This is a genomic window from Mucilaginibacter angelicae (assembly GCF_042434235.1).
GTDB classification, from domain to species: domain Bacteria; phylum Bacteroidota; class Bacteroidia; order Sphingobacteriales; family Sphingobacteriaceae; genus Mucilaginibacter; species Mucilaginibacter angelicae.
On the sequence record NZ_JBHLTS010000024.1, the window covers coordinates 24,222 to 48,789 of the forward strand.

Consider the following 24,568-nt stretch of genomic DNA (forward strand, 5'->3'; position numbering starts at 1 on the left):
CTTTTTTATGCTTCCTATTGCCCGTGTCCTCAAGGGCAATAAATATAACCGGCCATGAGGACATGGCTGGTGGATAATATTATTAGTGCAATACCAAAGTCTGCTTCCTGTCGGGCCCTACAGATAAATATTTTACCGGTACGCCAAGCTCGGCTTCAAGAAAATCAATGTATGATTGCAATTTAGCCGGGATCTCAGATAATTCGGTAATACCGGTAAGGTCTTCGTTCCAGCCGTCAATCTCCTTATATACCGGCTCCGGTTTTACAGAGCAAATATCATAAGGCATATAATCAATCTGCTCGCCCAGATAGTTATAGTGAGTGCAGGCATAGATCTTTTCAAAACCGCTTAAAACATCAGCTTTGGTCATTACCAGTTGGGTAACACCGTTCAGCATGATGGCATATTTTAAAGCCGGCAGATCGATCCAGCCGGTACGACGTGGCCTGCCAGTGGTCGCACCAAATTCGTGACCTATGCGGCGTAATTCTTCGCCCATTTCGTCATCCAGTTCGGTTGGGAACGGACCGCCGCCTACACGGGTGCAATAAGCTTTAAAAATACCTATTACTTCGCCAATTTGTTGCGGGGCAATACCTAAACCGGTACAAGCACCTGCAGCGGTAGTGTTTGATGAAGTTACAAACGGATATGAACCAAAATCGATATCAAGCATAGCGCCCTGAGCTCCTTCAGCTAATACCTTTTTGCCATCTTTAATATAGTTATTAACCAAATGCTCCGAATCAACAAGCGGGAACTGGCGTAAAACGTCAAGCGCTTCAAAAAACAATGCTTCGCGCTCAGAAAAATCAGCTACTTCGCCATAAAGCTGCAGCAGCATGGATACGTGTTTATCAACTAATTTCTGGTAACGCTCTTTAAAATCGGGCAGGGTGATATCGCCGATCCGTAAACCATTACGACCGGTTTTATCCATATACGTTGGACCAATACCTTTTAAGGTTGAGCCAATTTTGCCTTCGCCCATCTTTTTTTCGTTAGCAGCATCAAGCAACTGGTGGGTTGGCAATATCAGGTGAGCTTTTTTAGCAATTAAAAGATTCTTTTTTGCCAGCAGGTCATGCCCGGCATCTTTTAATTTATCCAGTTCTTTTTTTAGGGTGATAGGATCAATCACCACACCGTTACCGATAAGGTTGATGGTGTTTTCAAAAAATATACCTGAAGGAATGGTGTTTAAAACAAACTTTTTACCGTCGAATTCCAACGTGTGACCGGCATTTGGCCCACCCTGGAAACGTGCTATCAGGTCATAACCTGCGCTAAGCACATCAACAATTTTTCCTTTTCCTTCATCGCCCCACTGGAGGCCTAATAATACGTCAACAGCCATTAATTTTTATTTTGTATATATGTATTGAATGTTTTTAAGTGATTAAGCACCGTAATAATTAGTTGATTGTGCAGACGGATACTTTTTTACTGGATAGATAAAATCTTGTGGTTTGAGTTTGAATACGAGACAGCAAAAATTAACTTCTTTAGGTCCAAGCTCTTTAGTGCCAATAATTGTTTCGCACATTTTTTTGTCACCATAAAACTTCCTGATAGAGTGGAAATCCTCAAATGATCCATTGTTAATGACAGATTCCATTACAAATAAAGCATCCTTTTCAAAGTCAATATTATCCATATTAACATCACAAAATGCTTTCCTGCTTAAAATAGGTCTATCCATTATTTTATGCTCTTCTATCGCAATGGCCCCCTCTTAATTTGGTACAATTACCATAAAGATTTAAAGAGTGGTGTTTGATCTCAAATTTCAAGATATCGCCCATCATGCTCTGGATCTGCTGGATGCGCGGATCGCAAAACTCAACTACCTTGCCGCAGTCGATGCAAATGATGTGGTCATGCTGTTTGTAGCCGTATGATTTTTCAAACTGAGCCATGTTTTTGCCAAACTGGTGTTTGGTAACCAAATCGCACGAAACCAGCAGCTCAAGTGTATTGTAAACCGTGGCACGGCTTACACGGTATTTTTTATTTTTCATGTGGATGTATAACGACTCCACATCAAAGTGATCTGTACGGGAATATATCTCTTCGAGTATAGCGAAACGTTCAGGGGTTTTCCTGAGGTTTTTATTTTCGAGGTAAGCCTCAAAAATTTTTTTAACCATTGGTATGGTATCCTGCTGTGACATAATGATGTATTAACGGGGGCAAAGTTATTAATAATTTGGGTTATTAGTTGATTAAGTTGATTGAGTGAGTGGTTGTTTGAATTGCCGGGTATTTGATTAGGTTAATATTTTGTTTTCTTTACTACTCACCTAATCAACTATTCACCACTCACCCTCTGGCTAACTACTCACCTAATCAACTTAATCAACCACTCACCTCACGACGCTTTCTCAATCGCCGAATCAAAACGGTTAACTGCGGTTACGCCTTTAACTTGTTTTAGGTTTTTAATCAGGGTATCAAGGTGGCTGGTGTCGTTCACATATAACATCAGCGATCCTTCAAATATACCATTATCACTATCAACTGTGATAGACCTGATGTTTATTTTAAAATCATTTGAAATCACAGTAGTAAGCTTGTTAATTAGCCCAACCTCATCAATACCGGTGATGCGTAAACCGGTAAGGAAAGCAAGCTCCTGCTGGTTTGTCCAGCGGGCTTTTACTATCCTGTAGCCATAATTGGCCATTAGTTTGGCTGCATTAGGGCAATTGGTACGGTGGATCTTGATGCCATCGCTCACAGTAACAAAACCAAAAACATCATCGCCGGGGATAGGGTTACAGCAATTAGCCAGCTTGTAATCTATCTTCTGCATATCCTCGCCAATAAGCAGGATATCACTGTCTTTGGCCTTGATATTACGGATGAGGTTTTGAACCTGTTCCTGGTCTATTTTATCCTGGGGCTTATTGTCAATTACTTTTTCGGATGCCTGGTACTCTTTCAGGTCCTTCATATCAATAATGCCTTTGGCAACATTGTAAAAAAGGTCCTGCGTGGCCTGCAGTTTAAAAAAGTAGCTGATCTTTTGCAGGTTTTCGGAATTATAAGTGATCTTGAGCGATTTCATTTTACGCTCCAGGATCTCTTTGCCATCCTCGGCAATTTTCCGTTTTTCTTCTTTTAAAGCCGACTTGATCTTCGCTTTGGCCTTTGCGGTAACTACAAAGTTAAGCCAGTCCTCTTTAGGGGTTTGCTTGCCCGAAGTAATGATCTCTACCTGGTCGCCGTTCTGGAGCTTGTAGCTTAGCGGCACCAGTTTGTGATTTACTTTAGCACCGATACAACTTGCACCCACATCGGTATGGATCTCGAAGGCAAAGTCAAGCGCTGTAGCATTCAAGGGCAACTGGATGAGTGCGCCCTTAGGTGTAAAAATGAAGATCTCATCACTAAAGAGGTTCATCTTAAAATCGTCGATAAAATCGAGCGCGTTGGTATCGGGGTTTTTAAGCATTTCGCGCACCTTGGTTACCCATTGGTCAAGGCCGCTGTCGGTGCTGGCTTCCTTATATTTCCAGTGCGCTGCAAAACCTTTTTCAGCAATTTCGTTCATGCGCTTGGTACGGATCTGTACTTCAACCCATTGCCCGCGCGGGCCCATTACTGTAGTATGCAATGATTCATAACCATTGGCTTTAGGCGATGAGATCCAGTCGCGCAGCCTGTCGGGATTGGGGCGGTATTGGTCGGTTACTATAGAATAGGCTTTCCAGCAGTCGGCTTTTTCATTTTCGGGCGTGCTGTCTAATATGATCCGGATGGCGAAAAGATCGTAAACCTCCTCAAAAGGTATCGACTTCTTCTTCATCTTATTCCAGATGGAATGGATAGATTTCGGCCTTCCAAATGTATCAGCCTCAAGCCCCTGGGTTAATAACGATTTATTGATAGGATCGATAAAATCGCGGATAAAACGCTCGCGTTCGGCCTTTTTCTCGTTCAGCTTATTTTTGATAAACTGGTAAGTTTCACGCTCCATGTATTTCATGGAAAGGTCTTCCAGTTCGGATTTTATGGCATACAAACCAAGGCGGTGTGCAAGGGGGGCATACAGGTAAACTGTTTCTGACGATAACTTAAGCTGCTTATCCCTGGGCATAAACTCCATGGTACGCATGTTATGCAGCCTGTCTGCAAGCTTGATCAATATCACCCTTACATCATCGGCAAGGGTTAGCAGCATTTTGCGGAAGTTTTCGGCCTGCAATGAGCTGTTGGTGTCAAATACGCCCGATATTTTGGTAAGGCCGTCAATAATTTTGGCTACCTTTTTACCAAACTCCATCTCAATTTCATCAAGCGTCATGTTGGTGTCTTCAACCACATCATGCAGCAGGGCGCACACTATTGATGTGGTACCAAGGCCAATTTCTTCGGCGGCTATCTGGGCAACGGCAATAGGGTGGTATATATAAGGCTCGCCGCTTTTACGGCGCATATCCTTGTGGCTTTCAAGGGCCATATCAAATGCCTTACGTATCATGCGTTTATCGCCCTTTTGCAGGGTTGATTTACAGGCACGCAGCAGGGCACGGTATCTTTTTAGTATCTCGTTCTTCTCGGCTTCCAGGTCAATCACTAAGTCTTTCATGTACGGGGTATTAGCGGTATCTAATCATAAACATGCAGCAAATAAATATTATTGCAGGTATTAGTAAAATACCAAAAAAAATTACATTATTTTTGTATTAAGTAAAAATATGAAATTTATCGGTTTTCTGTTGCTGTTATGTTGCTTAATGGGTGCTGCAAAGGCTCAAACAGCTACGCCTGCTCCTGTAACTCTTGGCAAAAATGATACCATCAGAACAGCAATGACAAACCTTGACGGTGAACTTGTACCATGGATAGTTGAGCCGGAAGTTAAAATAGTAGATACCCGTATTTTTGCAAGCGAAGCTGACAGGCAAAACTACCGCCGCTTACGCTATAATGTAATGAAAGTACTGCCTTACGCACGTTTTGCAGGGCAAAGGTACCGCCAGTTACAGCGCGACCTGGCCGTTACCGCCGACAGAAAAAAACAAAAAGAATTAGTGAGCACCTGCGAGGGTGAAATCAAAAACCTGTTCAATAAGGAAATCAAAAACCTGACAATTAGTCAGGGGGAAGTTTTAATTAAGCTCATCGACCGCGAAACCGGGCAAACCAGCTTTGCTATGGTTAAGGAATTAAAGGGCGGGTTTAAGGCTTTCATGTTCCAGTCGGTTGCCAGTATATTTGGGCATAACCTCAAAGAAACTTACGACCCCGAAGAGCAGAAGGATATCGAGGCCATATTAAACCAGGCCGGATATAACTCATACAGCAATTAGTTTAATGGATAATAAAAGTATTTACCAGTTTAACATTCACAAGTTAAACGGTGAAGAGATCAGTCTTTCCGAATATAAAAACAAGGTTCTTTTAATTGTAAACACAGCATCCCAATGCGGCTTCACCCCCCAGCTAAAAGACCTTGCAGCTTTAAAAGCCGATTTTGCCGGTAAGGACTTTGAAATCCTTGCATTCCCTTCAAATGATTTTGGCGGCCAGGAACCCCTGGATGGCGAGGCCATTGCTGTTTTTTGTGAAAATTACGGGGCCAATTATCCCATATTTCAAAAAACACGTGTACGCGGCCCATACGCCCATCCTTTGTATCAATTTTTTGCCGATAAAAAGGAGAATGGAAATATCCGCTCGGTTCCACGCTGGAATTTTCATAAATTTTTGATAAACAGGGAAGGTCATGTAGTTGATTTTTATTACCCTTTCACCAAACCCAACTCATCAAAGGTGAGGCGAAAGATTGACCGCCTGCTGACATCGGCAACTGACCAATAAATTACTTTTGCGCATGCTTAAATTAGATATATTAGTTTTATCGGTACACCCTGATGATGCTGAATTAGGTTGTTCGGGTACAATTTTAAAACATATTGCCCTTGGCTATAAAGTTGGTATTGTTGACCTTACCCGCGGTGAGCTGGGCACCAGGGGCTCTGCTGAGATCCGTAAACAGGAAGCCGCTGCAGCTGCCGAAATATTAGGTTTAGCCGTACGTGAAAATCTTGGCCTGCCCGATGCCTTTTTTGAAAATACCCGCGAGCACCAGGTAAAGGTTATTGAAGCCATCCGTAAATTTCGCCCATCAATTGTGATCACCAATGCTTATTATGACCGCCACCCCGATCATGGCCGTGCTAATGAGCTTGTTGAAGCTTCGGCATTTTTAGCAGGCCTTCGCAAGATAGAAACATTTGATACTGAAGGGGCACCACAGGAAGCATGGCGGCCGGATATGGTGCTTCACTTTATACAGGATAATTACATTACACCCGATATATTAATTGATGTAACTGAACACTGGGATAAAAAAATAGAGAGTATTTACGCCTATGGGTCACAGTTTTACAACCCAAGCTGGGAAGGCGAACCACAAACCTATATTTCAACACCCGATTTTATTGAAATAGTAACAGGCCGGGCACGTGAATTTGGCAAAAGCATCCAGGTAAAGTATGCCGAAGGTTTTACCAGCCGAAAGATTTTAGGTGTAGATAATTTATTTAACCTTAAATAATATTATTTTAACTATAGATTATATATATAATTAAAGTCACCTTAATAAAAAAGGAGCCTGAAAATCAGGCTCCTTTTTTATTAATTTACATATGAGTAGTACTTAAGCTCTGATGTATTCAAAGCGATTGTTCTCATTGCTTCGCTCTCTTCTAAGCTTGTTTTCATTAGCCAGCTTCAAAAGGATACCCGAAAGCTCAGATGTTTTAAAATCAGAGTCGTACTGGTCTTTGCAGTAATTGGCAATTGACGATATAGAACGCTGGGTATCAAAGAAATCAGTATTCAACAACTGATTGAGTATTTTGGTTGCCCCTGGTTTTTTACGCCCCGAAATAGCACCGCCCTCATCTTCAATACGCAATTTCCTTGCTTTTTTACTAAACATTTCAACACCATCGGCATCTACTTTCTCAGATTCGATCATAACTTCCAGTAAACGGTCAATTATTCGAACCTGTACCGCTTCGGATTTGAATGAGTTTACAACCTCGGCTACTTCAACCAGTTGCTTCTTTAATTTCTCTATGTGTTTGCTCATGGTGATTGAATAGAACTGAGTTACTTTAATAGGGCTGCAACAAATCTAATTGGAATAATAACAAAAAATATGGCGTATTTTGGAAAAAAAGTAGCGTATATTAATATGTTTTCCTTTTTACAAATAATAGATGTTGATTTTACCTTATTAAATATTAGTTAATTCCATTCGTTCCATGAGCAGGATTTAGCTGTAGCCGGGATTGATCTTTTTTACTTTTGCGTTAAAAAGCGGCCGAAAGCTGCTCAAGCATCTCCAAACCTGTATCAATATGGCTTTTTTCAATGATCAGCGCAGGGCGGAAACGAACGCTCCTATCGCCACAGCCAAGGTACATAATATTATTATCAAAACCTTTTTTTATAAAATTATCCCTTATTGTTTTGTCCGGAAAATCAAAGGCTGTAAGCAAGCCTTTTCCCCGCACGTTGCTTACAACAGGGTGTCGTTCGGCAATTTCACTTAAGCCGTTTTGCAGGTACTCACCCATGGCTGCTGCATTATCGCAAAGGTTATCCTCCTCAATGATTTCCATTATTTTTGACGAGCGTACCATATCAACCAAACTACCGCCCCAGGTTGAGTTTATGCGCGACGATACTTTAAACACATTATCCTCAACCTCATCAATACGCCGGCCGGCCAATATGCCGCAAACCTGCATTTTTTTGCCAAAGGCAAGGATATCCGGACGTGCCTTTTCACCAAAATGTTCATGGCACCAGAATTTGCCTGTTAAACCTACGCCTGTTTGCACCTCATCATATACCAGTAATGCTTCGTACTCATCAGCAAGCTCACGCAGTTTCTCTAAAAACTCTTTACGTACATGGTTATCGCCGCCTTCTGATTGTACAGGCTCAATTATTATAGCACATATATCATCCTTATTATCTTCAAACGCTTTCCTGATCTGTGCTACTGATAATTGCTCACGCCTTAACAGATCTTCATGATTGGCATCGCTATAAGGAAAATTCATATAAGGCACAGATACCCGCGGCCAGTCAAACTTGGCAAACCACTTGGTTTTATTAGGTACAGTATTGGTAAGGCTCAGCGTATAGCCCGAGCGGCCGTGAAAAGCATGCTCAAAGTGCAATACTTTAAAACCTTTTTCTTTGGTGTAACCTTTGGCAAAGTTTTTCTGCACTTTCCAGTCCATAGCTACTTTAAGCGCATTTTCGATAGCTAATGCACCGCCGGCAATAAAAAAAGCATGGGGTAAATACTCCGGAATCCCTATCCTGTCAAATGTTTCAACAAACTGGGCGTATTGCGTAGTGTATATATCCGAGTTTGACGGATTAGTTAAAGCCGCAAGCATGAGGTTTTTCTTAAACTCTTCATCATTCAGCATTTTGGGATGGTTATAGCCCAAAGGCACTGAAGCAAAGCAGGTAAAAAAGTCAAGCAGTGTCCGGTTATATTTTGCATCGTAAATATAAACACCCTTACTTTTTTCCATATCAAAAGTGAGGTCGAAGCCATCGGCCAGTACATGCTTCTGAAGCGAAGCCTGTACATCCTGCGGAGAAACAAGTAGGTTGTACATATCAATTTGGTTTATTACAAATTTAACAAAAACCGCTTAAAATCAAAATTTAAGCGGTTTTTGAACCGATTGGCAAAAAAGTAACTTTAAATTGTTTAAAGTTACTTTTTGTACCAAACTTAAAACCGGTACACTTGTTTTAACCCATAACACTTACAAAAAACGATGGGTGAAAATCACTTTTACAGCGTAATCATCATAGGTGTCCGAAAGCTTTTTAATTCCCTCCCCCGGGAGGGGTGCGGCTGAAATGTGTGTTGGCAGGGAGGGGTTTGTACGCCATTTCAAATGAATAGGCCTATCGATGAACCCCTCCCTACACCCTCCCAGGGGAGGGAATCGCGCAATCCACCGCTTTTTTTATTTCTTTCGAACATCTACAGCACAATAACGATCAAAGCTGCCTAAGCAAACATTGCATGAGCTTTAACTGTGCCCTTAAATGTTTCTTTTTAATCAATTTCTTATTGGTTGAATATTTTAATATTAAATTCGTAACAATTACAACCAAAGGGAGTATTATTTACCATGGGAGAAGAATCATTAGCTGCCGACCAGGCAAAACCAGTACGCAAAGAAACATTAAACAGCCTTGCAGCCTGGGATTTGCTTGAAGACCTGCCTGTTGCCGTTTATACCTGCGATAAGGATGGCTATATAACCTCTTTTAACAAAGCAGCGGTAAAGCTTTGGGGTAAAACGCCCGAAGCTAATAAAGACAGGTGGTATGTAAACTGGGAGATCTTTAATATTGATGGCAATCCGTTAAAACCCGAAGAAACACCAACGGGTAAGGTATTAAAATATGGCAAGGCTGTAAAGCAGCAGGAAATACTTATTAAACGCCCCAACGGCAGCCTCAGTTATATACTTTCAAATCCCAAACCGCTTTTTAATGAAAATGGGGAGCTTACAGGCGCCGCCAACACCCTGATAGATATTACCGAACAAAAAAATGCAGAATCTAAACAAGGCATGCTGGCTTCTATTATTGAATCGTCTGAAGATGCCATTGTAAGTAAAAACCTCAATGGCATCATCACCAGCTGGAACAATGCCGCCCAGCGTTTATTTGGTTATACTGAAGATGAGATCATAGGTAAGCACATCACGGTTTTGATCCCTGAAGAGCGCCACAATGAAGAGGAGTTGATCATTAGTAAAATACGGGCCGGCGAACGGGTAGAACATTTTGAAACCATCCGTAAAACAAAAAGCGGCGGGGAAATACAAATTTCGCTCACTGTATCCCCCATAAAAGACAGCCACAATAAGGTAATCGGGGCTTCAAAAATAATACGCGACATTGACAGGCAAAAAAAAAACGAGGACAGGCTGCAGCAATATGCCGAGCGATTGGAAATCTTAAACTCAATAGGACAGGTTATTTCGGCCGAACTGGATATCCAGGGTATCCTGCAAAAAGTTACCGACTCCACCACCCAGTTATGCGGCGCACAGTTTGGTGCTTTTTTTCATAACCTGGTTAATGAGCAGGGCGAATCATACATGCTGTTCACCCTTTCGGGTGCACCGCGTGAGGCATTTGAAAAATTCGGGATGCCCCGCAACACAGCGGTTTTCCATCCTACTTTCAGCGGCGAGGGAACGGTGCGGGTTGATGACATTACCAAAGACCCGCGTTACGGAAAAAATGCTCCACATTTTGGCATGCCCGCAGGGCACCTGCCGGTTGTAAGTTACCTGGCGGTTCCGGTAAGGGCTAAATCGGGCGAGGTAATTGGCGGGTTGTTTTTCGGGCATGAGCAGCCGGCCAGGTTTACCAAAGAGCATGAACAGCTTGTTTTGGCCGTTGCCGCCCAGGCGGCAGTGGCGCTCGATAACGCCAAACTTTACGAGGATATTAAGCAGCTTAATGAAAAAAAGGACGAGTTTATAGGCCTTGCGAGCCATGAGCTAAAAACACCGGTTACCAGCTTAAAAGGGTACCTGCAGATCATTGCGCGCAACCTGTCCCCGGATGATAAAAATAAATCACTGGCTAACCGGGCGCTGGAACAGGTGGGCAAATTAACTACCCTGATATCAGATTTGCTTGATGTTACCAAAATTCAAACCGGTAAGTTGCCTTTTACCTATGCCGATTTTGATATGATCAAGCTGCTTACCGATTCAAAAGAGATCTTACAGCAAACCGATCCTTCACATCAGCTCATTTTAAACCTGCCAGTTGAAGAATTAATTATCCACGCCGATAGCCAGCGTATTGAACAGGTGATTATCAACCTGGTAACAAATGCCATAAAGTATTCGCCCAAGGCCGATAAGGTGATTATCGAAGCTGTGGTTAGCGGCGATAAATTAAGGGTATCAGTACAGGATTTCGGTATCGGTATCCAGCCCGATCAACTGGAACGTGTTTTTTCGCGCTTTTACCGGGTTGAAAACCTTGCTTCCCATATGTCGGGATTAGGGATAGGCCTGTATATCTCTCACGAAATAGTGAGCCGCCACCAGGGCAAACTCTGGGTTGAAAGCACCTACGGCGAAGGATCAACCTTTTATTTTGAGATCCCGATAAGCATCGATTAATTAGCTTTCAGCTTTGTGCATTCGGCTTTTAGCTTTTATTTAAACTTTTCCTTCATTCCCAATAATCCCCATATGCCCCCGCTATGGATAGCAAGGATCCTGCTGCCCGGATTGAAATGCCCCTTGCCTATCAGATCATATAAGGCATACATCATTTTGCCGGTATATACGGGTTCAATCAGGATCCCCGTTGCAGCTACAAATTGTTTAATGAAACCGATAAGCTCATCGTTAGCCTTCCCGTAACCGCCAAAGTGGTAATCGGTATGTACATTATAATCCGCAGGGGCCGTTAAAAAACGGTCGATCTCCTCCTTAATAAAACCGCCGTTCTTAAACACAGGTACAGCGTTAAATTTTGTTTTAAGCTGATGATTGTTTAAGCCGTTAATAATACCTGCCGCAGTTGTGCCGGTACCGCAGGCGCAAAAGATCTGGTCATAGGTTTCCGTTAGCTCATCAACCAGCTCACTGCAGCCTTTGGCCCCTTCAGCAGATGCGCCGCCTTCATCAATAAAAAAAGCCTGCTCATCATTGCCAAAATACTGGTTGAACAAGGCTGGTTTATCACGATAGGTATCGCGGTCGGTAAACTGCAATTCCATACCATGCAAGCGGCATAAAAACAAAGTATCATTATCAACCTTCTCACCGCGTACAATGCCCGTTGCTTTAAAACCAAACTTTGCAGCCGCGGCAGCCGTAGCCATCAGGTGATTGGAGTAAGCACCCCCAAAAGTTACGAGATGTGTTTTTTGTGCCGATTGTGCCTGTTTAAGCACATATTTAAGCTTGCGCCATTTATTACCCGATATCATAGGGTGGATCAGATCATCGCGCTTTATAAAAACTTTTACGCCGTGGCTATCAAACAAGGGGTTGTTGATTTGCTGTACCGGGCTAAAAATTTCAAGATCAATGTTCATAAAATAATACGGTGTTAATGCTATTGCAATATTACGTTTAACCTACCACAAAAAACGATTACTTTTGCGCCTCAAATGGCACACGAACCCGAACTGATAGAGCAGGAAGAACAGGACTTGTATGAGCACTTACGCGTAGTGGTTGACAAGGGCCAGTCGCTTTTGCGGATTGATAAATTTTTGATGCACCGCGTGGAGAATGCTTCGCGCAACCGCATTCAAAATGCTATTGAGCTGGGCAATGTGCTGGTGAATGATAAAACCATCAAAGCAAGCTATAAAGTAAAACCGCTTGATGTGATTTCGGTAGTGTTGCCGCACCCGCCGCGCGATACTGAAGTTTATCCCGAAAATATTCCCATCAATATCATTTATGAAGATGACGATGTACTGGTGGTTGATAAGGAAGCGGGCATGGTAGTACACCCCGGCTATAACAATTATACCGGCACGCTGGTAAACGCGCTGGTATATCATTTTCAGCAATTGCCAACATTGCCGGGTAATGATGGTCGGCCCGGACTGGTGCACCGGATTGACAAGGATACTTCAGGCCTGCTGCTGATCAGTAAAAATGAGCGTGCCATGAACTGGCTGGCCAAGCAGTTTTTTGACCATACCATCACCCGTAAATACATAGCGCTTGCCTGGGGCGATTTGCCTGAGGACGGCACCGTAACCGGCTATATTGGCCGCAGCGTGGCCGACAGGCGGGTAATGTCGATATATGATGATCCTGAAAAAGGAAAATGGTCGGTAACACACTATAAAGTTTTGGAGCGGATGGGTTATGTTACCCTGATTGAATGCCAGCTGGAAACCGGTCGCACCCACCAGATCAGGGCGCATATGCGGCATATCGGTCACCCTTTGTTTAGTGATGCTACTTACGGCGGTGATAAAATTTTGAAGGGGACGATGTTCAGCAAGTACAAGCAATTTGTCGAAAATTGTTTTGAGCTGATGCCGCGGCAGGCCCTGCATGCGCAAACGCTGGGCTTTTTACACCCCACGTTAAAAAAGCAGGTGCATTTTGAATCGCCGCTGCCGCCCGATTTTGAAGCGGTGCTTGCAAAATGGCGAAAGTACAGTGATACAGATACAAAACAATAGGCGTTAGATAGTAGAGCAACAATACCCAGTAATTATTAACAACACGATCAAATTATAACATCTATCTGTCCATGATGCCCGTATTCATCAATTTCAACGGCGAATATCTCCCCCACAACACACCATTGCTTACAGTTGGCAACAGGGGTTTCAAATATGGCGACGGTCTGTTTGAAAGCATGCGGCTAATGAAAGGGAAGCTCAAATTTGCCGAACTGCATGCCGACCGGCTTCAGCGCGGCATGAAAGCGTTGAAAATTGATGGCTATTCGCAAATGGACACCTGGTTTTTAAATGATATTGTTAACGAGCTTGCCCGCCGGAATAAAGTAAAGCACGGCCGGTTACGCTTAACCGTTTACCGCGATGCCGAAGGCTTATATACCCCTACCCAAAATAAAATGGGTTATTGCCTGGAGCTGACCCCATCTGAAGAGCCACGGTATTTTTTGAATGAAAAAGGTTTGATCATGGATGTGTTTACGGAACTGCCCAAACCATCGAATTATCTATCCAACATTAAAACCTGTAACTCGCTTATTTATGTAATGGCGGGCCTCTACAAAACCCAGAACAAGCTGGACGATGTGTTTTTACTGAACCAAAGCGGCAACCTCTGCGAAGCCAGCAGTTCCAATATTTTCATCAATTATCAAAACCATTTATATACACCCGCACTAAGCGAAGGCTGCGTTGAGGGTGTAATGCGCCAGGTGGTGATCAAGCTGGCAAAAGAAAATAATATTGATATAACCGAAGCCCAGATTAACCCGGACATTTTATACGAAGCCGATGAGGTGTTTTTAACCAATGCTACCCGCGGCATCCAAACGGTAATGGGTTTTGGCGTAAGGCGCTATTTTAACCAGTATAGTAAGGTTTTGATGGATGAATTGAATAAGCTGTAAGTTCGGTTGTAAAGTTTTTTAACACACACATGTCATTAATAAAAACGCCTGCCATTTCGAAACGAGGCACGAGTGAGAAATCTTCTACACCCGGCTTGGTTAACCAATAAGCACGGCAGTCTTACATGGCGTATAAGATTTCTCTTTCGCCCCGGCGCCCAGTCATCCCATGCTCTATCGAAATGACAATTCTTATTAAAGTATTTATAAAGTGCTTACTTCCTGTACTTTTATCGCCGCCAGAATCCCATCCCAAAGGGCAATACGTGCCTGTAAGGCTTCTTTAACAGCCGCAGTAGCTTCAGTCCATTTGTCATCATCTTCACCGCAAAGTTCGGCGGTCATTTGGTAGGCCAGTTGGGAATGGTGGTCACCGTCAACTTCAATGTGGCGCTCAAGATAGTATAACAGGATATCAACCTTGCCCGGTAATTGTTGGCTTAGTTCTTTTACTATGCTCACAAACATATCAGGGATCAGGTCTTCGCGGCCAAAAGTGAATACAGCAGCTTGCAGATAATCTTTATTGGTATCAATAACATCAAAGGTATGCTGCACAAAATTGCGGGCAGCAACCGGGATATTGGCAATGATCAGCGCCTCGTCAATATGCTTACCGAAAGTTAATTCATTAAACAGGTTATTGATCCCTTCGGCTGTGCTGCCGGCCTGCTGCATGGCACGCAGGTAAAGCTCGAAATGACTTACGCGGTTTCCCTGCTCGTCGATATCACTTTCTTCGCCTGCAACAATTTCATTGATCAGGTAACGGGTATTGGCGTTTCCTGTCGGCATCCACGGAGTGATGGTACAGGTAAGCTTTTGCTGCAAAGCTTTTAACAACGACATAAAATCCCAAACAGCGAACACATGGTGCTCCATAAAAACGGTAAGCTCATCAAGCGATGTAATATTTTTATAAAGCTCGTGACGGATAAGCTGGTCGCGTAAAGGCTGGATCTCGTTTTTTAAATGTGCAATGCGGTTGCTGTAATTTGCCATGTATCAAAAATTATATGGATCGCAAAAATAGTAAACAAGGTGATTATTAATGAAGTGATTATTTTTTTTGACGGGGTGGTGATGAGGATTGAAAATGGTTTTGCCAAAAGGAGTAAGATTTTTTAGAGAAAGCCGCCAAACCTGTATATTTAATTATGAAAACCGTTGCCCTATCGCTTATTGCGCTGCTTTTTATATTAACATCATGCAATCACATTTCTTCAAAAAAAGCAGATCAGCAAACAGCAGTTCCGAAGCCTTTACAGGATGATATTGATGATAATAGCATAAAAAAATCGAGGGGGGACAATCTATTGCAAGATATTTATGCCGACCAGGTAAGAAAGCAACCCGAGCTGCAAAATCTGGAAAACTTAATGGAGCATTTTTATGGTAGCCTACCCGACAGCGTAAAGAGTTTTCAAATTTATGACAATAAATCCACCTACTACTACAGATCAGCTAATGATGCATTAAATAATATGAAAGACACTGTTTTAAGGGACCGCTTACGTGTATTAATTAATGAGAGTAAGCATAAATATCTTGATACCATCAAAAGGTTTTCAACTTTGATGGCACATATCGACAGTAATAAAATAAAGATCGAGGATTATCATACTGTTTTAAAAATCGTTACCACCCTTCCTGTTATCGAAAGCTATCAGTATAAAAACCTGCCTGATATTAAAAGCGTAGCTAATTTGGCTAATGAAGCTCAACGGTTAAAAGCCAAAACAATTCAATTGGCAAATAAGCATTAGGATCATAGGTATTAATTTAGCTGCTTAAGGACAGTTAATTTAGATGAGCCCAAGGACAAGCTGCCCCAGAGGGGCAAAAGGTTTGTAGAAAAAATAATATAAATTTGACCGAGCACCAGAGGTGCTCAACCTAACCAGCCCGATCACAAACATGGCAAGCAATAACACCTATTCACAGTTATACATCCATATTGTTTTCGCTGTAAAATATCGCATGGCATTAATTGAGGATAGCTGGGCTGAACGATTAAGAATGTACATAACTTCGATTATTCAAAATCAAGGACACAAATTAATAGCCATTAACAACATGCCCGATCATCTGCATTTATTTATCGGCTTAAATCCCAATCAATCTATTGCTGAAATTGTAAGATTTATAAAAAGCGATTCGTCCGAATGGATCAATAAACAAAAGTTAGCAAATGAAAAATTCCAATGGCAGGACGGATATGGAGCTTTTAGTCATAGCAGATCACAAGTTGATAAGGTGGTGAATTATATAGCAAATCAACGAGAGCATCATCAAAAAACAACTTTTTTAGATGAATACAGAAAAATGTTAAATGACTTTAATATCGAATTTGATGAGCAATATATTTTCAAATTACCTCAATAGATCTGCTGATTTATGTTGAGCCCCTCTGGGGCTCTAAAATAGAGGCTTTTAATTTCTACAAACCTTTTGCCCCTCTGGGGCAGTTCGCCTCACATAACTGGTTCGCATAGTTAATTTGTAAATATAATTAATTGAACCTCAACAAACCTTATTGCTAAATCAAAGAAAATCATTACTCACCCACCACAATCTTCTCTCCCATCCGCACTGTAATATCTGACCCAAGCGCATAAAAAGCCGAAACAGGTTCTTTTTCAAGATATGGTTTAAATATTTCGCCATACAGCGCGGTAACATCTGCATCAAAAACATAATCGCTCACCAAACCTGTTTGCCATGAGATATGCTCAACCTGGTATTCCATAGTTTTGGTGGCGTTCAAACCGTTGTAGCCCCAGTAATGTTCTAAAATAAACTCCTCCGGGCTGCCGGGCTTGATGTCAACTAACTCATTACTTGCTGTGGCTCCAAGCCTATTCCAGCGGCCGTTAAGCTTCCACTCATATAAAAATCGGGTATGATTATCTGCGCTTGCAATAATGGAACTCCGCATAGGCAGGGCACGGTAATGTTCCTTATAAAGGTTGTTGGCAATAAGCGCGATCATACTTTTCGGTACTATCTCGCTTATGAAAACAGCGCCACGTTTCCATTCGGTACCGTTATAATATCGCACATAAAAACGCAGGTTTACTTCTTCAAAATTTATATGCCATGGCCATTTGATCCCCAATACCTGTGTATCCAGGAACATAAAACCAACCATGCTTACCAGGGCTTTGCCTTCCCAAAGATCAAGTACCGTACCTGCCGGGGTGTATTGTTTTAATATTGCGGCATCAACCTCGTAATTGAGCATTACCAGGTTTTTCCATTGTGCTTTTAGAAATTGACTTTTAGCCATAAAAAGAAAAATCCCGCCTTTTTTACGGGCGGGATTCATTAATGATAATTAGTTTTTATAATATTTCATAGCCTCGGGTATGAGGTTCTGAATATTGGCAATACGGGTAGCATCGGCAGGGTGCGTGCTCAAAAACTCGGGCTGGGCACCGCCTTTGTTTTGGGCAGCCATACGCTGCCAAAAAGCAATGGCATTGTGCGGGTCATAGCCCGCCATAGCCATAAAGGTTAAACCTAAACGGTCGGCCTCCGATTCCTGGTTGCGTGAGTAGGCCAGTAATTTCAATTGGCTTCCAACGCCATACAAAGTGCTTATAGCAGTTTGTGTAGCCTGCGATTGCTGGCTTGTGGCCGCACCTACTAATTGTCCGCCACCCTGTACCAGCATTTCCTGCGAGATGCGTTCGGCCGAGTGGCGGGCAATGGCGTGACCAATTTCATGCCCCATAACTACAGCAAGGTAAGCATCGGTATTGGTTACAGGCAATAAACCGCTGTAAACAGCAACCTTGCCACCCGGCATACACCAGGCATTAACTTCGCTGCTCTGAATCAGGTTAAACTCCCATTGAAAGCTGTACTGATCGCCATAGCCATTTTCTTTAAGATATTTTTCAATAGCCGCTGCTAATCTGTTACCAATAACTTTAACGCGCTGCGCATCGGTACCGGTGGCAACAACTTTGGTTTTGGGGTCGGTAAGCAGTTGTTTGTAGCTTGCCGCCGCCGACTGGTTTACTTCGGCATCGCCAACAAGGCTTAATTGTTTACGGCCGGTTAGCGGCACGGTTGAACAGGAAAAGATAGCCATGATGGCTATCAGGACTAATACAGGTTTGAACTTTTTCATGGTGATCAGGCAGTTGTTGTTTTCTTTTTAAAAAAATTAACTTTCGATTCTTTGCCCCTTATTAAGCGTTCTATATTTTTTTGGTGGGTTACCAGCACAAGCACACAAATGCACATGCCGTAAATTACTATCGATCGGATCGGTGTCGGAAAAATAAATGTAACGCCTATAGGATAAGTAAAGGCTGCTGCAATTGAGCTAAGCGACACATATTTTGAGATCAGTAATACCGTTATAAATACAATTACACATAACAAGGCGGCATGAAAATGTATAGCCAAAATCATTCCAAACAAAGTAGCAACGCCTTTACCGCCCCTGAAACCCGCAAAAATTGGGAACAGGTGACCCATAACCGCCGCTATGCCCAAAGCCAGTTCGTAATTAGTATATGCGGTTGAATTGATGGCACCCGTAGCAGATGCGCCAATGAAATAAGCGAAATTTGTAGCTGCCCAGCCTTTAAATATATCAAGCAGCATCACCGGGATGCCGGCTTGCTTACCAAGCACGCGAAAAGTATTTGTAGCACCTGCATTACCGCTTCCGTACTCGCGTACATCCACATTGTAAAAAGCCATACCTATCCAAACAGCCGTAGGTATTGAGCCGCACAGATAAGCCATTATAAGCGCTGTAACAGAGTAAACGGTTATCATTCTGCTGCAATATTACAAAATTGAAGCGGTAAAAGCGTTTTAATCTCAGCGCTTTTACTACTAAGTTTTGTTTAACGATGTGTTAATTGATATTTTAATTACCCTATTTTACAGCCTTCAGACTAAGATCAAGGCTTTTAACCGAATGCGTAAGCGCACCTACCGAAATGTAATCGACCCCGCAATCGGCATATTCACGGATATTATCAATGGTGATGCCACCCGAAGCTTCGGTAATGAAACGTCCTTTGATCATGGCCACAGCCTGCCGCAGGTTGTCGAAATTAAAGTTATCAATCAATATGCGGTTTACATTGCCGGTTTGTAAAACCTGCTCAAGCTCATCAAGGTTACGCACCTCAATTTCAATAGCCAGTTTTTTTCCGGTATCGGCAAGGTATTGATTGGCGCTTTCAATGGCCTGCCGTATCCCTCCGGCATAGTCAACATGGTTATCCTTAATCAGGATCATATCATACAAACCAAACCTGTGGTTCACGCCACCACCTATGCGTACCGCCCATTTTTCGAGGTAACGCAGGCCGGGGGTAGTTTTACGGGTATCTAAAACTTTAGTATTGGTGCCCTGCAGCAAATCAACTATCTCCCGGGTTTTTGTAGCAATTCCCGACATACGCTGCATACAATTCAGTACCAAACGTTCGGCGGTTAATATGCTGCGCGAGCTGCCTTCAACCTCAAAAGCCACATCTTTATATTTAACAGGAGTTCCATCCTGTAAAAACACAGTCATTTTAAGGTTGGGATCAACTATATGAAATATTTCGGCAGCCAGCTCAACACCGGCCAGTATACCTTCGTCCTTAACTAAAAGTTTTGCTTTGCCTGTAGCATCGGCCGGGATGGTTGAAAGCGAAGTATGATCGCCATCGCCCACATCCTCACTTAAAGCATTATTTATAAATCGATGTATTAGTTCCTTGTCCAATTGTGTTCTTTTTATGAGTCAAAAGTAACAACAATTTTTAGACCGATGTGCGTTGATGTGCAAATGTGCAAATTTCAGATGTGCAGATGATTTTCGATGTGCAGATAAAGAGGGTTTCAGATGTGCAGATGATGTGAATGTGCAAATATGCAGATTCCAAATGTGCAGATGAGTAGAGCTTCAATATTAGGCAAATGGGCTTATATAATTAAGAACAGCATCAAAATCATTTGCACATCTGCACATTTGAAATCTGCACATCGAAAATCATCTGCACATCTGAAATTTGCACATCGAAAAATCATTTCACCTTCTCGTCTTCAATTTTCAGTTCAACAACATTAGTGCTTTTACCGGCATCCTTTAAGGTGATGGTAACACGAAATTCACCTTTATCGGTATTTAAAATATAAACACCAAAATGGTAATTGCCCCCTGAGTTTACTTTATGCAGCAATTTGATCCCCTGGGGCTTATTCTTGGCGAAAAATTTATCCAGTATAACCGTAGCCTGGTTTTGCGAGTAAACATTCTCTTCTTCCATGATGGTTATCTCCACATTATTGGCAAATAACTTGGAAAGCTCTCTGGTGTTACCGGCTTTTAAAAGATTAGCCACGTTATCTATTACATCGGCCGATGAAACATACGGAAGCAGCAGTAAAAAAACAAACGATGGCAAGTATTTCAATTTCATACTATGATAACGTACTAACAGGTGCTAAAGTTACATTTGCAACTAAGTGTTTACCGGCTTTTCAAACAAACAAAAAAGCTATGTTTTATAAAACCGTATAATAAACACTAACACCACAATTTAACTTTTATTTCAGACTGCTAACCTAAATTAAAAAATTATATATAAAGTACCCTGTTGCCTTTATATTTGCATTGTGGAAAACAAAAAAAAACTCGCATTAATTATACTTGATGGCTGGGGTTACGGCCGCAACGATCAATCAAACGCTATACTGGCTGCCAATACTCCCTTTGTTGATGGCCTGCTTAAACAATATCCAAATTCAAAACTTGAAGCTTCGGGCGCAGCGGTAGGTTTACCTGCCGGGCAAATGGGCAACTCAGAAGTTGGTCACATGAACCTTGGTGCAGGCCGCGTGGTTTACCAGGAGCTTGGCCGCATCCATAAAGCAGTTGATGACAATGAACTGCCTACCATCCCCGTATTGAAGGATGCTTTTGAATATGCCAAACAAAACAATAAAGATGTACACTTCATCGGTTTAGTATCTGATGGTGGTGTACACTCACATATCAGGCATGTAAAAGGCCTTTGCGATGCTGCCAAACAACTGGATGTTAACAATGTATATATCCATGCTTTTTTAGATGGCCGCGATACCGATCCTAAATCGGGTTTAGGTTTTATTACCGACCTTGAAGAGCATATTGCCGGTACAGGCGCTAAAATAGCTTCGGCCATCGGCCGTTATTACGCTATGGACCGCGATAACCGCTGGGAACGTGTTAAACTGGCTTACGACCTGCTGGTAAATGGTGTTGGCGAAGCTACCCAAAACGTTACCAGCCTTATTAAACACTCGTACCTTGAAGGTGTTACCGACGAGTTTGTGAAGCCTATTGTTGCTGTTGATAGCAAAGGCCAGCCACTGGCAGTTATCAAAGAGGGTGACGTAGTGATCTGCTTTAACTTCCGTACAGACAGAGGCCGCGAGATCAGCATCGCCTTAACCCAAAAATCATTCCCTGAATACAACATGCACCCGCTTAATGTGCGTTACATCACTATGACACCATATGATGAAACGTTCAAAAATGTTCAGGTTGTTTTCAATAAAGAAGACTTGACCAAAACCCTGGGCGAAATCCTGCAAAATGCGGGTAAATCACAGATCAGGATTGCGGAAACTGAGAAATATCCTCACGTAACTTTCTTCTTTTCGGGCGGCAGGGAAAAAGAGTTTGCTAACGAGAAAAGACTGTTAGTACCATCACCTAAGGTTGCTACTTACGATTTGCAGCCTGAGATGAGCGCTGCAGGCATCCGTGATGCTATCATCCCGGAACTGGAAACAGGCTGGCCTGATTTTGTTTGCCTTAATTTTGCCAATACCGATATGGTTGGCCATACCGGCGTTTTCAGCGCTGTAGTTAAAGCAGCCGAAACTGCTGATGCCTGTACCAAAGCGGTTGTTGAAGCAGGTTTAGCCAACGGCTATTCGTTCATTATCCTGGCCGACCATGGTAATGCCGATTACATGATTAACGAAGACGGATCGCCCAATACGGCACATACCACCAACCTGGTACCATGTATTGTGATTGATAAAGATGTTAAAGAGGTAAAAGACGGAAAACTGGGCGATGTGGCGCCAACAATATTAAGCATATTAGGTGTTGCCATCCCTCCCGAAATGACTGGTAATGTATTGGTGTAATCCAAAAAATATAAGCAAAGCCGCCCTGTTGGGCGGCTTTTTATTATTAATATCAAATTTATATTCCTGCAGGCCCGATAACCGGCAAAGCGGTGCAAAACTGGTTTACTTTGACCTGAAAGCATTTTTCAGGGCCGATTCTGCACGGCTTACAAAGTTAAACCCTGCTGTAATCAAAACGGTTACCCACAATGGCGTTACCGAAACAAAAACGGTGCATATAGGCAACTGGAACCAGGAGCTTAATTTGTTTATCCAGTCGGACATTAACCGCCCGGCCTGGAAAAACAGCTATACAGTTAGCACAAGCGATAGCGCTATTGTTTACAGGGCACGCACACCTGAACTTAAGACCCGCCGCATTATTATTAAAAAAGCTGGTGACAAAGTTGAGTGGATCCTGATCTATAACCACACCAAAAACCTGCTGTACGAAACCAACGAAAAGCTAAGCTATTTCCCCGATTCGCTCTACCTGATCCAAAAAACACAGCACGTAAAATTAATGGGGCGTAATGATTACAAGGTACAGGGGACTTTACCGAAGAGGTAGAAGTTTTTTTTAATATTCCATTAAAACCACATCGTTAATAAAATCAACCAGCTTATCCACATAAACCTTTTTCATCTTCGCCCGGCGGGAGTTGCTATTATTAATTATTTGATTTTCTAACACATAGGCCAACAAATGAGCTTTAGCTTTGCCTTCGGGAGCATTATCCGGATTCAAAAACATATCGGAAGTTAAATTGAACGCGAAACTTTCGTTCAACTCCGAATGTGTTATCATAACGCAGATATAGATACCCTCATTATTATAAACATCATCATTTGATATGATAACAGCTGGGTGTTTTTCAGTCTTATTTTTACCCGGAATTAAAAATGGCAACTCGATTATATCGCCCCTTTGGAATGGCATTAATTAGAAGATGTTAGTTTTACAGCGATATTTTCTCTTGAAAAGTTTGCAAGCCCTTCTTTAATATATGCAGGGGTCGAATCTGTGATGGCGTTACTCCTATTTAAATATTTAAAGCTTAGATTTTCTATTTTGTGAAGTTGTCTTGTCAGGCGTCTGAAAATTTCCCCGAGCTCCTTATCCTCAAAATAATTACTTGAATAATAAAGGTCGTTCAGTTTATCAAAAACATTATTTAGCTTCTCTAACCTTTGATAAATCAGCAGAAGGTCGGTCGGATTTAATTCTTTTAAAAAACTTAAATCTCCCACATCCTCTTTAATCATCTCTGTAAACTCTACTAAAGATCTTTTAAACCCATCATTGCGGTTTGCTGCATGCCCGAAAAATAGATCAGAAAAATAACTGCCAAAGTTGATGTCTCTCACTTTGCTTTCTACATCCTGAATTAATAATGCACTGGTCATTTCCTTATATCTATCGCTTATTATAAAGATAAGACAAATAATTTTAATAAGTGTTCTGTTGATTTAGATAGCCACAAAGCAATGAACATCCTCTTCGGCTTAAAGCTGTTAACTTTAGTGCTGTTTCACCAGCGTATTACTGCCGGTAGTGGCCTGGATCAGTTTTTCTTTTGACTGATCAATGAGTGCAGAGATATCCATGCGGGAAGGATTATCATTCAATACCTTTTCCAGATCGGCAATAGAAGCTTTCAATGAGTTGATGCCCCTTGCTTTATCGTAAAAATGCGAGGTATTTTGCAGCTTAAACATACCGTAATCGCGGTAGGCTATACCCCTGTTTTGGTAGTATTTATTATCTCTAAGATCGCTGTTGATGGAAATGGCTTTTGTAAGATCGACAATAGCCCCTAACAGGTATAATTCCTTATCTGCTGCCGAAGCCTGGTTATCCCTCCCGAGATAGCTTTTGGCCCTCGCCCTGTAATAGTAGGCCGTAGCATCGGCCGGTTTTATGGCAATTACTTTGGTATAGGCCAGTATCGATTTTTTATAGTTATCGCTGTGATAGTAGGAATACCCCAGCATCCACATAGCGTTGGCGTTTGTTGAATCAGTTATGCACGCCTTTTCCAGGTGCGATACCGCCGAACGGAAATCGCCATCCATGAGTGCCTGCTGGCCAAGCCGTACATAAGCGTTTTGCGCTATGGCCGACTCAAGCGAAGACATGATCAGAAGGGGCAGGATAACTGATAACTTCATCAAACGGATTACTGGTAAAACAAAAATGGTATTATATTAACTATCAATACATCAAATTATTATGCCATAAAGCTGTTTTGTGAAA

Annotated in this window: 26 protein-coding genes; 10 read left to right on the forward strand and 16 right to left on the reverse strand. The window is 42.2% G+C overall.

Annotated features, from left to right (window positions below):
* Positions 1 to 82 precede the first annotated feature (82 nt).
* The 4 genes from ACFFGT_RS18055 to ACFFGT_RS18070 all read right to left on the reverse strand — a co-directional run bounded on the left by ACFFGT_RS18055 (position 83) and on the right by ACFFGT_RS18070 (position 4,597).
* A complete protein-coding gene (locus ACFFGT_RS18055) occupies positions 83 to 1,360 on the reverse strand; it encodes an adenylosuccinate synthase (protein ID WP_377023933.1) in 1,278 nt (425 codons plus the stop codon).
* 42 nt (positions 1,361 to 1,402) lie between these two features.
* Positions 1,403 to 1,705, reverse strand: coding sequence for a DUF6922 domain-containing protein (locus ACFFGT_RS18060; RefSeq protein ID WP_377023934.1), 303 nt, complete (start codon positions 1,703 to 1,705; stop codon positions 1,403 to 1,405).
* 4 nt (positions 1,706 to 1,709) lie between these two features.
* Positions 1,710 to 2,177, reverse strand: a complete 468-nt coding sequence (locus ACFFGT_RS18065; RefSeq protein ID WP_377023935.1) for a Fur family transcriptional regulator — start codon at positions 2,175 to 2,177, stop codon at positions 1,710 to 1,712.
* A 197-nt stretch (positions 2,178 to 2,374) separates the two neighbouring features.
* On the reverse strand, positions 2,375 to 4,597 hold the full coding sequence (locus ACFFGT_RS18070) for a RelA/SpoT family protein (protein WP_377023936.1): 2,223 nt from the start codon (positions 4,595 to 4,597) through the stop codon (positions 2,375 to 2,377).
* A gap of 109 nt (positions 4,598 to 4,706) precedes the next feature.
* Between ACFFGT_RS18070 and ACFFGT_RS18075 the strand changes: the two genes are divergently transcribed.
* Genes ACFFGT_RS18075 through bshB1 form a run of 3 tightly spaced genes read left to right on the forward strand, consistent with a single transcriptional unit; the run spans position 4,707 to position 6,571 of the window.
* Entirely contained in the window at positions 4,707 to 5,321 is a 615-nt protein-coding gene (locus ACFFGT_RS18075; protein WP_377023937.1) for a DUF4294 domain-containing protein, read from the forward strand.
* Between the two features lie 4 nt (positions 5,322 to 5,325).
* Positions 5,326 to 5,832, forward strand: a complete 507-nt coding sequence (locus ACFFGT_RS18080) for a glutathione peroxidase (protein ID WP_377023938.1) — start codon at positions 5,326 to 5,328, stop codon at positions 5,830 to 5,832.
* 13 nt (positions 5,833 to 5,845) lie between these two features.
* The gene (gene bshB1, locus ACFFGT_RS18085) at positions 5,846 to 6,571 is read left to right on the forward strand and encodes a bacillithiol biosynthesis deacetylase BshB1 (protein WP_377023939.1); all 726 of its coding nucleotides are present in this window, start codon (positions 5,846 to 5,848) and stop codon (positions 6,569 to 6,571) included.
* Positions 6,572 to 6,673: 102 nt separating this feature from the next.
* Here bshB1 and ACFFGT_RS18090 read toward each other — a convergent pair whose 3' ends face one another.
* Together ACFFGT_RS18090 and lat are read right to left on the reverse strand one after the other, a co-directional pair.
* The gene (locus tag ACFFGT_RS18090; protein WP_377023940.1) at positions 6,674 to 7,111 is read right to left on the reverse strand and encodes a hypothetical protein; all 438 of its coding nucleotides are present in this window, start codon (positions 7,109 to 7,111) and stop codon (positions 6,674 to 6,676) included.
* Between the two features lie 223 nt (positions 7,112 to 7,334).
* On the reverse strand, positions 7,335 to 8,666 hold the full coding sequence (gene lat / locus ACFFGT_RS18095; RefSeq protein WP_377023941.1) for an L-lysine 6-transaminase: 1,332 nt from the start codon (positions 8,664 to 8,666) through the stop codon (positions 7,335 to 7,337).
* Positions 8,667 to 9,194: 528 nt separating this feature from the next.
* Between lat and ACFFGT_RS18100 the strand changes: the two genes are divergently transcribed.
* Complete coding sequence (locus ACFFGT_RS18100; protein WP_377023942.1) at positions 9,195 to 11,219, forward strand: PAS domain S-box protein; 2,025 nt, start codon at positions 9,195 to 9,197, stop codon at positions 11,217 to 11,219.
* Positions 11,220 to 11,254: 35 nt separating this feature from the next.
* On the opposite strand, the gene ACFFGT_RS18105 is transcribed toward ACFFGT_RS18100, so the two are convergent.
* Positions 11,255 to 12,145: a 1-aminocyclopropane-1-carboxylate deaminase/D-cysteine desulfhydrase gene (locus tag ACFFGT_RS18105; RefSeq protein WP_377023943.1), complete on the reverse strand. Its 891-nt coding sequence runs from the start codon at positions 12,143 to 12,145 to the stop codon at positions 11,255 to 11,257.
* A gap of 75 nt (positions 12,146 to 12,220) precedes the next feature.
* Between ACFFGT_RS18105 and ACFFGT_RS18110 the strand changes: the two genes are divergently transcribed.
* The gene (locus ACFFGT_RS18110) at positions 12,221 to 13,258 is read left to right on the forward strand and encodes an RluA family pseudouridine synthase (protein ID WP_377023944.1); all 1,038 of its coding nucleotides are present in this window, start codon (positions 12,221 to 12,223) and stop codon (positions 13,256 to 13,258) included.
* A 71-nt stretch (positions 13,259 to 13,329) separates the two neighbouring features.
* Entirely contained in the window at positions 13,330 to 14,166 is an 837-nt protein-coding gene (locus tag ACFFGT_RS18115; RefSeq protein WP_377023945.1) for an aminotransferase class IV, read from the forward strand.
* 204 nt (positions 14,167 to 14,370) lie between these two features.
* Here the strand turns inward: ACFFGT_RS18115 and ACFFGT_RS18120 are convergent, their stop codons facing one another.
* Positions 14,371 to 15,168, reverse strand: coding sequence for a DUF3050 domain-containing protein (locus tag ACFFGT_RS18120; RefSeq protein WP_377023946.1), 798 nt, complete (start codon positions 15,166 to 15,168; stop codon positions 14,371 to 14,373).
* 155 nt (positions 15,169 to 15,323) lie between these two features.
* Here ACFFGT_RS18120 and ACFFGT_RS18125 point away from each other — a divergent pair, with 155 nt between their 5' ends.
* The gene (locus tag ACFFGT_RS18125) at positions 15,324 to 15,932 is read left to right on the forward strand and encodes a hypothetical protein (RefSeq protein ID WP_377023947.1); all 609 of its coding nucleotides are present in this window, start codon (positions 15,324 to 15,326) and stop codon (positions 15,930 to 15,932) included.
* A 151-nt stretch (positions 15,933 to 16,083) separates the two neighbouring features.
* Positions 16,084 to 16,551 carry an IS200/IS605 family transposase gene (gene tnpA / locus ACFFGT_RS18130; protein ID WP_377023948.1) on the forward strand — a complete coding sequence of 156 codons (468 nt, stop codon included), beginning with the start codon at positions 16,084 to 16,086 and terminating at the stop codon, positions 16,549 to 16,551.
* A gap of 172 nt (positions 16,552 to 16,723) precedes the next feature.
* Here tnpA and ACFFGT_RS18135 read toward each other — a convergent pair whose 3' ends face one another.
* The 5 genes from ACFFGT_RS18135 to ACFFGT_RS18155 all read right to left on the reverse strand — a co-directional run bounded on the left by ACFFGT_RS18135 (position 16,724) and on the right by ACFFGT_RS18155 (position 20,609).
* The gene (locus ACFFGT_RS18135) at positions 16,724 to 17,494 is read right to left on the reverse strand and encodes a YqjF family protein (RefSeq protein WP_377023949.1); all 771 of its coding nucleotides are present in this window, start codon (positions 17,492 to 17,494) and stop codon (positions 16,724 to 16,726) included.
* Positions 17,495 to 17,503: 9 nt separating this feature from the next.
* Positions 17,504 to 18,304, reverse strand: a complete 801-nt coding sequence (locus ACFFGT_RS18140; protein WP_377023950.1) for a M48 family metallopeptidase — start codon at positions 18,302 to 18,304, stop codon at positions 17,504 to 17,506.
* Between the two features lie 5 nt (positions 18,305 to 18,309).
* Positions 18,310 to 18,963, reverse strand: a complete 654-nt coding sequence (gene plsY / locus ACFFGT_RS18145; protein ID WP_377023951.1) for a glycerol-3-phosphate 1-O-acyltransferase PlsY — start codon at positions 18,961 to 18,963, stop codon at positions 18,310 to 18,312.
* Positions 18,964 to 19,066: 103 nt separating this feature from the next.
* Positions 19,067 to 19,912 carry a carboxylating nicotinate-nucleotide diphosphorylase gene (nadC, locus tag ACFFGT_RS18150; RefSeq protein WP_377023952.1) on the reverse strand — a complete coding sequence of 282 codons (846 nt, stop codon included), beginning with the start codon at positions 19,910 to 19,912 and terminating at the stop codon, positions 19,067 to 19,069.
* 301 nt (positions 19,913 to 20,213) lie between these two features.
* Complete coding sequence (locus ACFFGT_RS18155; protein ID WP_377023953.1) at positions 20,214 to 20,609, reverse strand: DUF4783 domain-containing protein; 396 nt, start codon at positions 20,607 to 20,609, stop codon at positions 20,214 to 20,216.
* A gap of 196 nt (positions 20,610 to 20,805) precedes the next feature.
* Between ACFFGT_RS18155 and gpmI the strand changes: the two genes are divergently transcribed.
* Positions 20,806 to 22,329 carry a 2,3-bisphosphoglycerate-independent phosphoglycerate mutase gene (gpmI, locus tag ACFFGT_RS18160; protein WP_377023954.1) on the forward strand — a complete coding sequence of 508 codons (1,524 nt, stop codon included), beginning with the start codon at positions 20,806 to 20,808 and terminating at the stop codon, positions 22,327 to 22,329.
* Entirely contained in the window at positions 22,316 to 22,882 is a 567-nt protein-coding gene (locus ACFFGT_RS18165; RefSeq protein ID WP_377023955.1) for a hypothetical protein, read from the forward strand. The genes gpmI and ACFFGT_RS18165 overlap by 14 nt, the downstream gene beginning before the upstream one ends.
* Before the next feature lie 9 nt (positions 22,883 to 22,891).
* On the opposite strand, the gene ACFFGT_RS18170 is transcribed toward ACFFGT_RS18165, so the two are convergent.
* The 3 genes from ACFFGT_RS18170 to ACFFGT_RS18180 all read right to left on the reverse strand — a co-directional run bounded on the left by ACFFGT_RS18170 (position 22,892) and on the right by ACFFGT_RS18180 (position 24,483).
* The gene (locus ACFFGT_RS18170) at positions 22,892 to 23,251 is read right to left on the reverse strand and encodes a type II toxin-antitoxin system PemK/MazF family toxin (protein ID WP_377023956.1); all 360 of its coding nucleotides are present in this window, start codon (positions 23,249 to 23,251) and stop codon (positions 22,892 to 22,894) included.
* A complete protein-coding gene (locus ACFFGT_RS18175) occupies positions 23,251 to 23,718 on the reverse strand; it encodes a hypothetical protein (RefSeq protein WP_377023957.1) in 468 nt (155 codons plus the stop codon). The genes ACFFGT_RS18170 and ACFFGT_RS18175 overlap by 1 nt, the downstream gene beginning before the upstream one ends.
* Before the next feature lie 114 nt (positions 23,719 to 23,832).
* Positions 23,833 to 24,483 (reverse strand): tetratricopeptide repeat protein, encoded by a 651-nt coding sequence (locus tag ACFFGT_RS18180; protein WP_377023958.1) that lies wholly within the window; start codon positions 24,481 to 24,483, stop codon positions 23,833 to 23,835.
* Positions 24,484 to 24,568 lie beyond the last annotated feature (85 nt).

Coding starts and splice junctions, on each gene's coding strand:
- ACFFGT_RS18055 (WP_377023933.1), bottom strand. CDS start 1,360: ATGGCTGTTGACGTATTATTAGGCCTCCAGTGGGGCGATGAAGGAAAA.
- ACFFGT_RS18060 (WP_377023934.1), bottom strand. CDS start 1,705: ATGGATAGACCTATTTTAAGCAGGAAAGCATTTTGTGATGTTAATATG.
- ACFFGT_RS18065 (WP_377023935.1), bottom strand. CDS start 2,177: ATGTCACAGCAGGATACCATACCAATGGTTAAAAAAATTTTTGAGGCT.
- ACFFGT_RS18070 (WP_377023936.1), bottom strand. CDS start 4,597: ATGAAAGACTTAGTGATTGACCTGGAAGCCGAGAAGAACGAGATACTA.
- ACFFGT_RS18075 (WP_377023937.1), top strand. CDS start 4,707: ATGAAATTTATCGGTTTTCTGTTGCTGTTATGTTGCTTAATGGGTGCT.
- ACFFGT_RS18080 (WP_377023938.1), top strand. CDS start 5,326: ATGGATAATAAAAGTATTTACCAGTTTAACATTCACAAGTTAAACGGT.
- bshB1 (WP_377023939.1), top strand. CDS start 5,846: ATGCTTAAATTAGATATATTAGTTTTATCGGTACACCCTGATGATGCT.
- ACFFGT_RS18090 (WP_377023940.1), bottom strand. CDS start 7,111: ATGAGCAAACACATAGAGAAATTAAAGAAGCAACTGGTTGAAGTAGCC.
- lat (WP_377023941.1), bottom strand. CDS start 8,666: ATGTACAACCTACTTGTTTCTCCGCAGGATGTACAGGCTTCGCTTCAG.
- ACFFGT_RS18100 (WP_377023942.1), top strand. CDS start 9,195: ATGGGAGAAGAATCATTAGCTGCCGACCAGGCAAAACCAGTACGCAAA.
- ACFFGT_RS18105 (WP_377023943.1), bottom strand. CDS start 12,145: ATGAACATTGATCTTGAAATTTTTAGCCCGGTACAGCAAATCAACAAC.
- ACFFGT_RS18110 (WP_377023944.1), top strand. CDS start 12,221: ATGGCACACGAACCCGAACTGATAGAGCAGGAAGAACAGGACTTGTAT.
- ACFFGT_RS18115 (WP_377023945.1), top strand. CDS start 13,330: ATGATGCCCGTATTCATCAATTTCAACGGCGAATATCTCCCCCACAAC.
- ACFFGT_RS18120 (WP_377023946.1), bottom strand. CDS start 15,168: ATGGCAAATTACAGCAACCGCATTGCACATTTAAAAAACGAGATCCAG.
- ACFFGT_RS18125 (WP_377023947.1), top strand. CDS start 15,324: ATGAAAACCGTTGCCCTATCGCTTATTGCGCTGCTTTTTATATTAACA.
- tnpA (WP_377023948.1), top strand. CDS start 16,084: ATGGCAAGCAATAACACCTATTCACAGTTATACATCCATATTGTTTTC.
- ACFFGT_RS18135 (WP_377023949.1), bottom strand. CDS start 17,494: ATGAATCCCGCCCGTAAAAAAGGCGGGATTTTTCTTTTTATGGCTAAA.
- ACFFGT_RS18140 (WP_377023950.1), bottom strand. CDS start 18,304: ATGAAAAAGTTCAAACCTGTATTAGTCCTGATAGCCATCATGGCTATC.
- plsY (WP_377023951.1), bottom strand. CDS start 18,963: ATGATAACCGTTTACTCTGTTACAGCGCTTATAATGGCTTATCTGTGC.
- ACFFGT_RS18155 (WP_377023953.1), bottom strand. CDS start 20,609: ATGAAATTGAAATACTTGCCATCGTTTGTTTTTTTACTGCTGCTTCCG.
- ACFFGT_RS18165 (WP_377023955.1), top strand. CDS start 22,316: ATGTATTGGTGTAATCCAAAAAATATAAGCAAAGCCGCCCTGTTGGGC.
- ACFFGT_RS18170 (WP_377023956.1), bottom strand. CDS start 23,251: ATGCCATTCCAAAGGGGCGATATAATCGAGTTGCCATTTTTAATTCCG.
- ACFFGT_RS18175 (WP_377023957.1), bottom strand. CDS start 23,718: ATGACCAGTGCATTATTAATTCAGGATGTAGAAAGCAAAGTGAGAGAC.
- ACFFGT_RS18180 (WP_377023958.1), bottom strand. CDS start 24,483: ATGAAGTTATCAGTTATCCTGCCCCTTCTGATCATGTCTTCGCTTGAG.